Raw genomic sequence first — 13,622 nt, forward strand, 5'->3', positions numbered from 1 at the left:
GCTGTGCCTGACTAGCGCGCTCGTCGGCGGCTGGGTCGGCCGATCACAGGCAGCAGTAGCACAGGCCTCGCCGCCATCGATCGCCGTGTCCCATGACACCGGCAATGCCGCCAGCGCTGTCGGATTTTCCGCGGTTCACGTCGACATGGCCGACCTGGCACGTCATTCCAAATGGAATGACCCGGCATCAACCGATCAGAAATCTTTCAAGACCGCCGGGCTCAAGCGTGACCGGCCACCGACGTGGTCCCGCGGGGCGCCGCCACAGTGGTGGCTGCCCGCCCCGGTTTCCCTGAACACCGCGGGGATGAACGCCCCCGGGCCGGATCCGGCGCACACCCCTTCGCCTACCCAGGCACTCGCCGGACACGAACTTCTCAATCACATCTGCATCGCACGCTGCTGATCGGCTAGCGCACAGCCGTTGTCCCTGCGTCGCCGGGTTCCCCCGATGCGTACGGGCGGGCGCGCACACCGCCTCCGGCGTCTTCCTGGCGGCGTAGGCGCCATCACCGGTTCCCTTTTTCGACGTCTTCGGGACGCCGAGTCATTGCCGTCGCAGTTCGAAGGCTGTCGACGGCGTCACCGCAAGCCTTGAGGAGTTTGTCATGTCCGATTACGCCGCCGAATACATCCGCCGCTCAGGCACTTTCGGCCCTCACACCGCCCACTCATTCGCGCCGGAGGAGAAGTAGCGATGGACTACGGCGCCTTACCACCGGAAGTCAACTCGGCGCGCATGTACAGCGGCCCGGGGTCGGGATCGATGATGGTCGCCGCTGCGGCCTGGGATCAGCTGGCCACCGAGCTGTACACGGCGGCGGCCGCCTACGGCTCGGTGACATCGAGCCTGGCGGGCGCGTGGATGGGGCCGGCCGCGATGTCGATGGCCCAGGCCGCCGCACCGTACATCACGTGGCTCTGCGCCGCGGCCGGCCAGTTGGAACAAACGGCCGCGCAGGCCGGTGCTGCCGCCGCGGCCTACGAGGCGGCGTGGGCGGCGACGGTTCCGCCGCCGGTGATCGCCGCCAACCGCGCCCAATTGATGCTGCTCATCGCGACGAACGTGTTGGGTCAAAACAGTCCCGCCATCGCTGCCACCGAGACCGAGTATGACCAGATGTGGGCTCAGGACGCAGCCGTCATGTACGCCTACGCCGGCGCGTCGGCTGCCGCGGCGACGTTGACGCCGTTCACCCAGCCGTCGGCAACGACCGACGCTGCGGGGTTGTCCCGTCAAGGTGCCGCGGTGACGCAAGCAACCCAAACGATGGCCGCGACCCATGCCCAGGAGATTCTTGCAAACGGGTCTCAATTCGTTTCCACAGTGCCCCAGGCACTCCAGGGACTGGCGTCGGCGCCGGTGTCCAAGTCGGCGGACACGTCGCTCTCGTCGCTCATGTCCAAATTCAACACATTGACAGGGCCGGCGAAGTTCTCGACCTATCCGATGACATTTTTGAACCAGGCCCTGTCGGCGTCGAAGGCAGTTACCGCGCCGGTCGCGGCGGGCAAGGCGGGGGCGACGGGTTTGGCGAGCGGGGTCGACGCCGGCGCACGCGCGCTGGGGGCGGCGGGCCTGCCGGGGCTGGGTACCGGCGGCGCAAGTCTTTCTGCCGGCCTGGGTCGCGGCGTGTCCATCGGCGCGTTGTCGGCACCGCATGCCTGGCTAGCCGCGCCGACGACCAGTGCGGTGACCGCCGGGCCGCCAAGTGCTGGATGGACCGCCGCGCCGCCGAGTGGCTCTGTCGGCGCGGGTCCGACGGGCTTGCCGCTGATGCCGTTGACGAACATGGCGGGGCGAGGTGTCGGCGGTCCCGCCGCTTCCCGGTTCGAGCTGCGCGCGAGCGTAGTCCCTCGCTCGCCGGCGGCCGGGTGAGCGGGCCGGTCCGGGTTACCCGGAATCTGTGCGCGCTGTCGCCGGTGTCAGTGCGGCACGATGCCGCTCGCGAGGTGCTATATCGTTGGGTGCCAATCAATTTGGCGACCGCTCTTGATGCACCGCCATCGGTCGTCGGGGCGGTGACCTTGGTGGACGTTGCGGTGCCCTCGCAGTGAGTACGTACAGCTATCGCGGAAGATCGACCGATTGGTTGCGCTTGGATTGTCGCCGTGCGTTTTCCAGTCCGGGCGGCCGCAAACGGGCCGGAACCAATGGCGCCGCGGCCAAGGGGAACAACCCGCACAATGCCCAGGCGGCTGGGTATCCAGCCGCCATGATCAGTGCGCCGAACAGCGGAGCTCCCGCGGCGGCCATCAGCCGCTGGGTGGTGTTTTGCATGCCCAACGCGCGTCCACCCCAGAACTGCCCGGCGAACTCGGTGATCGCGGTGGCCTCCAAGCCGTTGTCCAGCACGGCCAGCACCGAAACGGCGAGCATAAGGCACACGCCGTAGCCAGAGCCGCAGTAGTCGGTGAGGGCGAGCAGGAACAGCGTGAGGGCGGCGGCGATCGCGATCGTTCGGACCGGTCGCATGCGTGAGCCGATGCGATCGGACCAGCGGCCCACTGCGATTCGGCCCACGGCGCCAAGCAGCTGCGACAGGGTGACCAAAGCGCCGGCCGCCGCCACCGACCAGCCACGGTGATTCATCAACCACACGAGCATGAAGGTCACGGCCACTGTCTGCGGCACCATCAACAGTGCGGCTGCCGTGTGGATTCGCCACAGCACCGACGAGCCCCGGTATGGGCTGGCCAGCTCTTCCTGGCTGGCTGTTCTGCGGGATTTCCGCGGCGGGTCGATGATCCCGATAACGCTCGCCACCGCCGCCACCGTGCACATCACCGCGAGGAACATCAGCCCCCGGTGCGGCCCGCGTTCCGACAGCTCCGGCACGACAAGGGCGCCCAGCGCGATCCCCAACGGCTGCGCGGTCTGTCGGATGCCCATGGCCAGGCCGCGTTGATGCGGTGGGAACCAGGCGGACACCAATCGACCCCCCGCCGCGTTGCAACTGGCGGTGGCCATGCCGCCGAGGAACAGATAGACGCCGGTCAACAGCACTGAATGTGCCGACGCCGCTGCGTAGGCCGCCACAGCAGTCAACGCCGAGCCGGCCGTCAACACGGCCCGCTCGCCGACGCGATCCAGCACATAGCCCCACAGAACCAGCGTGACCACCATGCCCCAGCTGGGCATAGACGACAACAAGCTGGCCTCGGTCAGCGGAATGCCGCGACGAGCCTCGAGCGAAGGGATCAGGAACGCAACGCCATTGATGAAAAGGAACGATATTGCCGTCACTGCCAGCGAAATGGCCATGATCGACCAACGTGCCCCGGCGCCGTGATGGAACTCGACGTCCGGTTTGGTCAGCATGCACCCATAGTGACATAGCGTTAACGGCAGGGGCCGTCACAACAGCCGCGAAAGCGAGCTAACTTATTGAATCCTAGGGTAATTGCCAACTCGTGGCGTGTAATCGAAAATGCACCGGATCCGGCTACTTCCCCAAATGTGCTGAATGGCATGCATTCTGGGGCAGAGGTTCGAGCGTCCGACCGCGTCCAATCGGCGCGCGCACACCAAACTCACATGCAAAATACAGCCTTTTCTCGCGCGTCCGATCCCGTCGCAACAGGACCAAAATGCCATCCGGGCGCCGCCCCGGGGTTAGACCGTGGGAGACTCGGTCGATAACGTGTCGTCGACGGTGGGCTTCCGTTGAGCCGCCCGCCGGCAGCGGCCGTCATCAGGGCCCTAATGATCATATTGATCGTCGGCCTGCCGCACCGTCTTGGCCCTCATCCCGGTCAAGGCACGGCGACCTGACCGAACGCCGCGTCTGGCGCGGCATGCAGCGAATCGAGGTTGCGATGAGTAACCAGTCCGGCGGGCAGGCCCGCCCGTTGATCGCGTTCACCACCGGGGACAACACGCCGCCGATAACACCGGCCCCCATCAGCCGGCCGTGGATGTCTCAGATGCGGAACGGGTGGCCGAACCGGTGCCTGCCGATGCTCATCGCCAACCAAAGTGGCTGGGAGCTGCGCAATCCGAGCGCGTTCACCGCCACCTGGATGGGCGGGGACGACAGCTTGGGCGTGATCGTCGCACCCGACCGGCGCGACCCCGGTCAGTTGCTGCCCTTCAGCCACTTCGGTCACGGCATCTTGACCTGGCATCTACCCTTGCTGTTTCGCACCCCGCCCGGCTACAACCTGTTGGTCCGCGGGCCGGCGAACTATCCGAAGGACGCCGTGTCACCGTTGGAGGGCATAGTCGAGACCGACTGGGCCACTTCGAGTTTCAGCATGAGCTGGCAGATCACCCGCAAGATGATGCCGGTGCGGTTCGAGGTCGACGAGCCGATCTGCATGATCGTCCCGCAACGCCGCGCCGAGCTGGAAGAGTTCGCCCCGGAAATCAGGCCGATCGACTCGGACGAGGAACTGCGCCGCAAACACGAATTCTTCCTGCGGTCGCGCAACGAGCTGGGTCAGGCGCAGGCCGCGACCAACACCGCCCTGGGCGAAAAGGTGCCGTGGCAAGGCGACTACACCCGGGGCAGGCATGCCGACGGCGACCCCGGAGCGCCCGACCACCAGACGCGCGTCCACCTGCGCCCGTTCGTCGCGTCGCAACGCGAGAAGCAGCGGTAGGCGAGGTCAGCCTTCCCCGCCGCATAGAGTTGGCGGCATGCCACTCACAGGCGAATACGCGCCGAGCCCATGGGACTGGTCCCGCGAACAGGCCGAGAAGTACGAGCAGTCGGGCGGGACCGAGGCCGCGGACATGAAGGGGAAACCCATCATCCTGCTGACCACGGTCGGGGCCAAGACGGGCAAGCTCCGCAAGACCCCGCTGATGCGGGTGGAGCACGGCGGCGAGTACGCGATCGTCGCCTCGCTCGGCGGGGCGCCGAAGCACCCCGTCTGGTACCACAACGTCGTCAAGAACCCCCGGGTCGAACTGCAGGACGGCGGCACCACCCGCGAATACGACGCTCGCGAGGTGTTCGGCGACGAGAAGGCGCTTTGGTGGGAGCGTGCCGTCGAGGCCTGGCCGGACTATGCCGAATACCAGAAGAAGACGGACCGGCAGATCCCGGTGTTCGTGCTGAGCCCGGCAAACTGAACTGGCTGCTGGGCGGCATGGCACCATTGATTGGTGTCCGCCGAACTGAGCCAGAGCCCGAACGCGTCGTACGTTTGCGGGTCTGACATCGACGCCGCGGCGAAGCGGGTCGCCGCGGTGGTCACGCCGACCCCGTTGCAGTACAGCGACCGGTTGTCGGCAATCACCGGCGCGCAGGTCTACCTCAAGCGTGAAGACCTGCAGGTGGTGCGCTCCTACAAGCTGCGCGGGGCCTACAACCTGCTGGTGCAGCTGTCCGACGAGGAGCTGGCCGCGGGCGTGGTGTGCTCGTCAGCGGGCAATCACGCGCAGGGCTTCGCGTATGCGTGCCGGACGCTGGGCGTGCACGGCCGCGTCTACGTGCCCGCCAAGACCCCGCAACAAAAGCGCGACCGGATCCGCTACCACGGCGGGGAGTTCATCGAACTGATCGTAAGCGGGCGCACCTATGACCTGGCGGCCGAGGCCGCGTTGGCCGACGTCGAACGCACTGGCGCCACGCTGGTGCCCCCGTATGACGATCTGCGCACCATCGCCGGTCAGGGCACCATCGCCGTCGAGCTGCTGGATCAGCTCGACGCCGAGCCGGACCTGGTGGTGGTCCCCGTGGGCGGTGGCGGCTGCATCGCCGGAATCACCACCTACCTGGCCGAGCGGACGACGAACACGTCGGTGCTGGGCATCGAACCGGCCGGGGCGGCGGCGATGATGGCCGCGCTGTCCGCCGGCGAGCCGGTGACCCTGGACCACGTCGACCAGTTCGTCGACGGCGCCGCCGTCCGTCGCGCGGGCACGCTGACCTATGCCGCCCTGGCGGCCGCCGGTGACATGGTGTCGATCACCACGGTCGACGAGGGCGCGGTGTGCACCGCGATGCTGGACCTCTATCAGAACGAGGGCATCATTGCCGAGCCCGCGGGTGCTCTGTCGGTCGCGGGCCTGCTGGAGGCCGACGTCGAGCCCGGCGCATGCGTGGTGTGCCTCATCTCCGGCGGCAACAACGACGTGTCCCGCTATGGCGAGGTGCTGGAGCGCTCGCTGGTGCACCTCGGCCTCAAGCACTACTTCCTGGTGGACTTCCCGCAGGAGCCCGGTGCGCTGCGCCGCTTCCTGGACGACGTGCTCGGCCCCGACGACGACATCACGTTGTTCGAGTACATCAAGCGCAACAACCGCGAGACCGGCGAGGCGCTGGTGGGCATCCAGTTGGCGTCGTCGGCCGATCTGGACGGACTGCTGGCGCGGATGCTGGCGACGGAGATGCACGTCGAACGCCTCGAGCCCGGCTCGCCGGCCTACCGTTACCTGCTGCTGTAAACCCCGGGCCGCGGTGCATGGATCAGCAGTATGGACCCGGTACTGGCGGTTTCGGCCTGGTCAGCGTCGGCGCCCTGGGTTCGCTCGTCCTGCTTGCGTGCGCGGCGATTTGGGTTGCCCGGCGCGGCCCCCGGTTACCGAGGCTCTGGGAGAGGGTGTCCGACTCCGCCGTGGTCGGCAAAACGCTGACATGGGTGCGTGAGTGGATCAGCGACAGGGGGCAGTGGCTGGCGCGCCGGTGGCCCGCGGGTGAGGTGGCCGGTGTCGCGTTGCTGCTGGGGCTGGTCATGGTGGTGGCGCTGGCGGTCGGCTTCACCGAAGTGCTCGACGACGTGCTCGAGGGCGACGGCATCGCCGGAATCGACCAACCGGTGACGCGGTGGCTTGCGGGCCACCGCGACATCTGGCTGACCGCCATCCTGCGGGCGGTCACCATCGCGGGCGGACCCCTTTTTCTGGCCGCACTCGCCTTGCCGGTGTCCGTTGCTGCGGGTTGGCGGTGCAGGGTATGGCGGCCCGTGGTGCTCGCCTTGGTCGGTGGCGGCGCGGTTCCACTGGTGCTCTTTGCCGCCAAAGCCATGGTGGGTCGGCAGCGCCCGCCGCTGCCTTTCGCCCTCGTCGACGCGGACGGGTATTCCTTTCCGTCCGGGCACGCAACCGGCACCGGCGCGATCATGGTCATCTCGGCGTGGATGCTGACCCGCTGGTTGATCCCCTGGTGGACCGGCCGCGTGACGGTATGGACGATCGCGATCGGATCGGTGCTGCTGATCGGGTTCTCGCGGGTCTACCTGGGGGTCCACTACGTCAGCGATGTGCTCTCCGGCTGGATGCTCGGCTTGGCCTGGGCCGGAGCCGTCATGATCGTCGGGACCTGGTGGGACAACACCCGGTCCGCACGAGGCCCCGCGGCCGCCCGACAACCGGGGGCGTGAGCGCCCCGCGGCTCAGGGTCGGCGCGCCCTCAGGTACGGCGGCACGGCGGTGCCGGGACCGAGGTCGCTGGCCGGAATCGGCGCCCCGGCCGTCACACTCAGCGGAACCACCCCGGCCCAATGCGGCAGCGCGCAATCCTCCGGATCGTCCACGGGGCCGCCGGTGCGCACCTTGGCCGACACCTCCACCAGGTCCAGCGCGAGCACCCCGGTGGCGGCCAGCTCGCGCGGGTCCGGGGTTCGGCAGTCGGCGGCGCGCCCGGGGGCGATGTGATCGAGCAGGCCGGCGAGTGCCCGCATTTTTTCGGCCTCGTCGTCGACGACGTGGGCCTCGCCCAGCACGACGACCGAGCGGAAGTTCACCGAATGGTGCATGGCCGAGCGCGCCAGTACCAGCCCGTCGACCAGGGTGGCGGTGACGCACACGGGCAGGCCCGACGGCGCCGCGCGGGCCGCGAGCAGGGGACCGCCGCCGGTCGACCCGTGCAGGTACAGGGTCTCCCCCAGGCGGGCGTGTGTGGTCGGCAAGACCACCGGACGGCCGGCGCTGAGGTAGCCCAGGTGGCAGATCAGTGACTCGTCGAGGATCTGGTGGACGGTCTGGCGGTCGTAGTGCGCGCGCTCGCGGTATCGCGTCGGTGTCGTGCGCGGCGTCGGCTCGTATCCGGTTTCCATGGCGTCGACCTTTGTTCTAGTACATAATCTATAGCGTGCCAGTACAAAGCAGCATAACCGGGACGGGCGCGGAGTCCATAGCCGCCAGCATCGAAGAGGCCATTTCGGCCGGCTCCCTGGCGCCAGGTGACGCGCTGCCGCCCGTGCGGGAGCTGGCCACCCAGCTCGGCGTGAATGCCAACACCGCCGCCGCGGCCTACCGCCTGCTGCGGCATCGCGGAGCGGTGGAGACCGCGGGCCGGCGCGGCACCCGGGTGCGGCACCGGCCGGCGACCACCCCCCGATCGCTGCTCGGGCTCGACGTTCCCGCGGGGGTGCGCGACCTGTCGACCGGCAATCCCGACCCCGCCCTGTTGCCCCTGGCGGGCGCGTCGCTGCCGGGCCCGGTCGGGGGCCGCCCGGTGCTGTACGGCGAGCCGGCCATGTCGGCGGCATTGGTGGAGTTCGCCCGGGCGGCGCTATCCGCCGATGGCGTGCCATCCGAGCACCTCGCGGTGACGAGCGGCGCGCTTGATGGCATCGAGCGCGTGCTCACCGCGCACCTGCGCCCCGGCGACCGGGTCGCCGTCGAGGACCCGGGCTGGGCCAACCTGCTGGACCTCCTTGCCGCCCTGGGTCTTTCGGCCGAGCCCGTACAGGTTGACGACGACGGGCCGTTGGCCGCCGACCTGGCGCGGGCGCTGGACCGCGGTGTGCGCGGGCTGATCATCACCAATCGCGCCCAGAACCCAACGGGCGCGGCGCTATCCGCGGAACGCGCCGACGAGCTACGGCAGCTGGCGGCGCGCCGGGCCGGCGACCTGCTGGTGATCGAGGACGACCACTGCGCGGGCATTTCCGGCGTGCCGCTGCACACCTTGGCCGGCGTGACCGACCACTGGGCGTTCGTGCGGTCCGCGTCCAAGGCCTACGGCCCCGACCTGCGGGTGGCCGTGCTCGCGGGGGATCGCCGCACGGTGGAGCGCGTGCACGGCCGCCTGCGGCTCGGGCCGGGCTGGGTGAGCCACCTGCTGCAGGACCTGGCCGTCAGCCTGTGGTCGGATCAGGCGGCGGCGCGCCTGGTCGCCACGGCCGAACGGCGATACGCCGGCAGCCGTCGGCGGCTCTCCGCCGCCCTGGCCGAGCGCAATGTCGCCGCGCACGGCCGCTCCGGGCTCAACGTCTGGGTCCCGGTGCCCGACGAGACCGTCGCGATCACCCGGTTGCTCCGCGCGGGCTGGGCCGCGGCGCCGGGCGCGCGGTTCCGGATCGGCACGCCGCCAGGCATCCGCGTCACCATCGCGGACCTGGGGGCCGACGAAATCGGCCCGCTGGCCGACGCGATCGCCGGGGCGGTGCACGGCGCGGGGCGCCCCAGCGTCTAAGCGGGGTCGAACCCCTTGCCTATCAGGGTTTCCCGGGACCCGGCCCCGACCACAACAGCTCCACGCTGCGTTCCCGCGGCACCTCGTTGACCGCGGCGAGCGGGGCCGGCACCGGATCCTTCTTCCTCAGCAGGCCGATACAGCGGCCGAATGCGGATTGCTTCATGGACGAATCATCGGCGGTGGCGCGCCGGGGCGCGCACCGCTATCCACAGCCGCGCCGTTACGTCTGCTCGTGCACCGACAGGATGGCGAAGGTATGGCCTTCCAGCACCGTGCTGCCGGCGTCGACCGCGGGATCACCCCAGGCCAGCAGCACGTCACCGGTGACGGGCACCTTAACCGCGCCGGTGCCCAGGTTGCACACGATGCGCAACCGGCCGCGCGAGACGCTGATCCAGCGCTGCTCCTCGTCGAAGTCGACCGTGAGGTGTTCCAGCCAAGGATCCGCCAGGTCGGGGTGGCTGTGCCGCAACGCGATCAGGTCGCGGTAGAGCCGGTGCAGGCGGCCGTGTTCGCCGGCGTCCACCTCGTCCCAATTGAGTTTCGAGCGCTCGAACGTCCGCGGGTCCTGCGGGTCGGGGATCTCGTCGGCGTCCCAGCCGTGTTCGGCGAACTCGGCCTTGCGCCCTTCCGCGGTGGCCTTGGCCAGCTCCGGCTCCGGATGCGAGCTGAAGAACTGGAACGGAGTCGATGCCGCGTACTCCTCACCCATGAAAAGCATTGCTGTGAAGGGTGTCCCGAGCGCGAGCGCGGCCTTGATCGCCAGCTGGCCGCCGGTCAGGTTCTGCGACGGCCGGTCCCCGAGGGCGCGGTTGCCGACCTGGTCGTGGGTGCAGGTGTAGGCGACCAGCCGGGTGGCGGGGATGGCGCCGGTATCCAACGGGCGTCCGTGGCGGCGGCGCCGGAACGACGAATACGTGGCGGCGTGGAAATAGCCGTGGCGCAGCGTCTGGGCCAGCGTGGCCAGGCTGCCGAAGTCGGCGTAGTAGCCCTGGCGCTCGCCCGACACCGCGGTGTGGATGGCGTGGTGGATGTCGTCGGCCCATTGCGCCGTCAGCCCGTAGCCGCCGCCGTCACGCGGGGTGATCAGCCGCGGGTCGTTGAGGTCGCTCTCGGCGATCAGGGACAGTGGGCGGCCCAATTGTCCGGAAAGCCAATCCGTTTCGGTCGCAAGCTCCTCCAGGATATGGATGGCGGTCGTGTCCACCAGGGCGTGCACGGCGTCCAGGCGCAGCCCGTCGGCGTGGAAGTCGCGCATCCAGCGCAGCGCGCAGCCGATGATGTAGCGCCGCACCTCGTCGGAGTCGGCGTCGGCGATGTTGATGCCCTCACCCCACGGGTTGCTCGCCGAGGAAAGGTAGGGGCCGAACTTCGGAAGGTAGTTGCCCGACGGGCCGAGATGGTTGAACACCGCGTCGATCAGCACGCCCAGGCCCCGCGCGTGGCAGGCGTCGACGAACCGCACCAGCCCGTCGGGGCCGCCATAGGGTTCGTGGACGCTGTACCACAGCACGCCGTCGTAACCCCAGCCGTGCGTTCCGGCAAAGGAATTCACGGGCATCAGCTCGACGAAGTCGACGCCGAGGTCCACCAGATAGTCAAGCTTGTCGATGGCGGAGTCGAGCGTGCCGGCGGGGGTGAAGGTGCCGAGGTGCAGTTCGTAGATCACCGCGCCCTCGACCGAGCGGCCGCGCCAATCGCCGTCGGTCCAGGTGGCGCCGGCCGGGTCCCACAACTGCGAGCGGGCGTGCACGCCGTCGGGTTGCCGCGGCGAGCGCGGGTCGGGCAGCACCGTGGGGTCGTCGTCGAGCAGGAAACCGTAGCGAGCGTCCGGCGCCGCGTCCACGGACGCGTGCCACCAGCCGTCATCCGTGCGTGTCATCGCGTGCACCCGGCCCTCGAGGTCGAGCCGGACCAGTTCCGGTTTGGGCGCCCACACCCGGAATTCAGTCATGATGTCGCTCCAGGAGCACGACGGGCAGGTCGGCGAACAACTGAGCCGCCGACGTCGGGCCGTCCGCCACGGCACCGGTGAGCGTGTCCTTCCAGGTGCCCTCCGGCAGCGGCAGAACCGTATTACCCCAACCGCTTTCGGCCAGGCGCACGGTCCACCGGGTCACCGCGACCACGATGTCCTCGCCCCGGCGGAACGCCAGCACGTGTTCGCTGGCGTCCCCGTCGGCCAGCACGGGAACGTAGTCGCCGCGCAGGAAGCTGTCCGGATGGGCGCGACGCACCCGAAGCGCCGTCGTGACGACGCGGATTTTGGGGTGCTCCAACGCTTTCAGCGCGGCGCGCCGGGCGTCGTAGTCGACCGGCCGGCGGTTGTCCGGGTCCACCAGGCTGTCGTCCCACAGTTCGGTGCCCTGGTAGACGTCCGGAATCCCGGGCACGGTCAGCGCGAGGAGCTTCTGGCCCAGGGCGTCGCTGGCGGCGTGCGGGTTGAGCCGGGCGACGAGTTCGGTGAGCTGGCCGGCCACCGGGCCGTCGAACACGGTGTCCAGCCATCGGTGCACCGCGTCCTCGAAGTCGGTGTCCGGCTCGTTCCAGGAGGTGTGCCAGGCCGCCTCCCGGATGGCTTTCTCGGCGTAGCCGTGCAGCCGGTCGCGCAGCTCGCCGCTTTTGGGGCCGCCGACCGGCCACACCCCGAAGACGTTCTGCCACAGAAACTGTCCGGTCGCCGGGTCGGGGGACGGCGCCGCGACCTCCCAGCGGGCGAGGAACTCGGTCCACAGCGAGGGCACCTGCGACAGCACCCCGATCCGCGCTCGCACGTCCTCACCGCGTTTGGTGTCATGGGTGGTCAGCGTCGTCATCGTCTGCGGCCACAGCCGGGCGCGGGCGGCGGCGCTGTGATGGAACTCCGCCGCGCCGACGCCGAAGCGATGCGGTTCACCCCCCACCTCGTTTAGCGACACCAGCCGCGCGTCCCGGTAGAAGTAGCAGTCCTCGCTCGCTTTGGCGGTCACCGCGCCGCACAGCTGCTGCAGCCGGGTGACCGGCTCACCCCCGCGGGCCAGCGCCGCCGCGAGCACCTCCAGCGCGGGCCCCAATTCCGGTGACCGCTCCTGTGTTTCGGCCAACGCGGTGGGCATGATCGCCGACAGGCCGGGATAGTCGCAGCGGTAGACGCCGATGTGGGTGAGCAGCGCGGCCACGGCTTCGGGCAGCTGCGGGTGATCGGCTCCGGCCGCCGCCACGATGCTGCGACGCAGCCGGCGCAGCTCGCTGGCCAGCGTGTCGGTCGCAGCGCGGATCTTCAATTCCGCCAGCATTTCCGGCGTCGCCCCGTAGTCCAGGCCCGCCGACTCCACCAGCGCGGTGAGCGCGGGGGCGCCATCCGGGTCGACGAAGACGCCGCCGATCTCCCGCAGCACGTCGTAACCGGTGGTGCCGCCGATGGGCAGGGTGGGTTCGAGCGCCTCGTCGACCGCCAGGATCTTTTCGATCACGATCCACGTTTGCGGCCCAACCGATTCGCGCAGCCACGCCAAGTAGCCGCACGGGTCGGACAATCCGTCGGGGTGGTCGATGCGCAGGCCGTCGACCAGTCCCTCGGCGGTCCACCGGGCGACCTCCGCGTGCGTGGCGTCGAACACGGCGCGATCCTCCTGGCGCAGCCCGGCCAGCGAGGTGATCGAGAAGAAGCGCCGGTAACCGCAGACGCCGTTGCGCCAGCCCACCAGCCGGTAATGCTGGCGGTCGTGGACTTGTGCGCCGGTGCCCCCGGCGGTACCGGGCGCGATAGGTAGCGCCAGGTCGCCCAGCCGCAGCAGGTCACCGTCGACCTCGAGGTCGGCGGCGTCGTCGTCGGAACCCAAGATGGGCAGCACGATGCGGCCGTCCTCGTCGAGGTCCCAGTCAATGTCGAAAAATGTTGCATACTGCGAGGATCGGCCGTTTCGCAGCACGTCCCACCACCACGCGTTCTGCTGGGGCTGGTCGATACCCACGTGATTGGGCACGATGTCGACGATCAGGCCGATGCCGCGCTCCCGCGCGGCCGCGGACAGCCGTGCCAGCCCGTCGCGTCCGCCGAGCTCGGGGGAGACCGTCGTCGGGTCGGTGACGTCGTAGCCGTGGTTCGACCCCGTTGTGGCGGTCATGATCGGCGACAGGTAGAGGTGCGACACTCCGAGTTCGTCCAGGTAGTCCAGCAGGTTTTCCGCGTCGGCGAACGTGAACGCGAACCCGCTGGCCTCCCCACGCAGTTGCAGCCGGTAAGTCGACAGTATGGGAAGGGCCATG

General features: G+C 69.3%; 12 protein-coding genes. 7 read left to right on the forward strand and 5 right to left on the reverse strand.

Annotated features, from left to right (window positions below; all coding sequences use genetic code 11):
• Nucleotides 1-85: 85 nt before the first annotated feature.
• Together KXD96_RS14795 and KXD96_RS14800 are read left to right on the forward strand one after the other, a co-directional pair.
• A complete protein-coding gene (locus KXD96_RS14795; RefSeq protein ID WP_260736665.1) occupies nt 86-406 on the forward strand; it encodes a hypothetical protein in 321 nt (106 codons plus the stop codon).
• A 291-nt stretch (nt 407-697) separates the two neighbouring features.
• Nucleotides 698-1,879: a PPE family protein gene (locus KXD96_RS14800; protein WP_260736667.1), complete on the forward strand. Its 1,182-nt coding sequence runs from the start codon at nt 698-700 to the stop codon at nt 1,877-1,879.
• Nucleotides 1,880-2,068: 189 nt separating this feature from the next.
• Here the strand turns inward: KXD96_RS14800 and KXD96_RS14805 are convergent, their stop codons facing one another.
• On the reverse strand, nt 2,069-3,322 hold the full coding sequence (locus KXD96_RS14805) for an MFS transporter (protein ID WP_260736668.1): 1,254 nt from the start codon (nt 3,320-3,322) through the stop codon (nt 2,069-2,071).
• Nucleotides 3,323-3,819: 497 nt separating this feature from the next.
• Between KXD96_RS14805 and KXD96_RS14810 the strand changes: the two genes are divergently transcribed.
• From KXD96_RS14810 to KXD96_RS14825, 4 genes are read left to right on the forward strand one after another with little or no spacing between them, the layout of a single operon-like run.
• On the forward strand, nt 3,820-4,605 hold the full coding sequence (locus tag KXD96_RS14810; protein WP_260736670.1) for a DUF6065 family protein: 786 nt from the start codon (nt 3,820-3,822) through the stop codon (nt 4,603-4,605).
• A gap of 37 nt (nt 4,606-4,642) precedes the next feature.
• Nucleotides 4,643-5,080 (forward strand): nitroreductase family deazaflavin-dependent oxidoreductase, encoded by a 438-nt coding sequence (locus KXD96_RS14815; RefSeq protein WP_260736677.1) that lies wholly within the window; start codon nt 4,643-4,645, stop codon nt 5,078-5,080.
• A gap of 33 nt (nt 5,081-5,113) precedes the next feature.
• Nucleotides 5,114-6,397, forward strand: coding sequence for a threonine ammonia-lyase (gene ilvA / locus KXD96_RS14820; RefSeq protein ID WP_260736679.1), 1,284 nt, complete (start codon nt 5,114-5,116; stop codon nt 6,395-6,397).
• Between the two features lie 17 nt (nt 6,398-6,414).
• Nucleotides 6,415-7,332 (forward strand): phosphatase PAP2 family protein, encoded by a 918-nt coding sequence (locus KXD96_RS14825; RefSeq protein WP_260736681.1) that lies wholly within the window; start codon nt 6,415-6,417, stop codon nt 7,330-7,332.
• Nucleotides 7,333-7,344: 12 nt separating this feature from the next.
• On the opposite strand, the gene KXD96_RS14830 is transcribed toward KXD96_RS14825, so the two are convergent.
• Entirely contained in the window at nt 7,345-8,007 is a 663-nt protein-coding gene (locus KXD96_RS14830) for a pyridoxamine 5'-phosphate oxidase family protein (RefSeq protein WP_260736684.1), read from the reverse strand.
• Between the two features lie 35 nt (nt 8,008-8,042).
• Here KXD96_RS14830 and KXD96_RS14835 point away from each other — a divergent pair, with 35 nt between their 5' ends.
• The gene (locus KXD96_RS14835; protein ID WP_260736695.1) at nt 8,043-9,371 is read left to right on the forward strand and encodes an aminotransferase class I/II-fold pyridoxal phosphate-dependent enzyme; all 1,329 of its coding nucleotides are present in this window, start codon (nt 8,043-8,045) and stop codon (nt 9,369-9,371) included.
• A 22-nt stretch (nt 9,372-9,393) separates the two neighbouring features.
• Here KXD96_RS14835 and KXD96_RS14840 read toward each other — a convergent pair whose 3' ends face one another.
• From KXD96_RS14840 to treY, 3 genes are read right to left on the reverse strand one after another with little or no spacing between them, the layout of a single operon-like run.
• On the reverse strand, nt 9,394-9,537 hold the full coding sequence (locus KXD96_RS14840; RefSeq protein WP_260736699.1) for a hypothetical protein: 144 nt from the start codon (nt 9,535-9,537) through the stop codon (nt 9,394-9,396).
• Nucleotides 9,538-9,594: 57 nt separating this feature from the next.
• Nucleotides 9,595-11,328 carry a malto-oligosyltrehalose trehalohydrolase gene (treZ, locus tag KXD96_RS14845; protein WP_260736701.1) on the reverse strand — a complete coding sequence of 578 codons (1,734 nt, stop codon included), beginning with the start codon at nt 11,326-11,328 and terminating at the stop codon, nt 9,595-9,597.
• Nucleotides 11,321-13,621 (reverse strand): malto-oligosyltrehalose synthase, encoded by a 2,301-nt coding sequence (gene treY / locus KXD96_RS14850; RefSeq protein ID WP_260736703.1) that lies wholly within the window; start codon nt 13,619-13,621, stop codon nt 11,321-11,323. Before treY ends, treZ begins: the two co-directional genes overlap by 8 nt.
• Nucleotide 13,622: the final 1 nt, after the last annotated feature.

The sequence above is a fragment of the Mycobacterium sp. SMC-2 genome, assembly GCF_025263485.1.
Lineage (GTDB): Bacteria > Actinomycetota > Actinomycetes > Mycobacteriales > Mycobacteriaceae > Mycobacterium.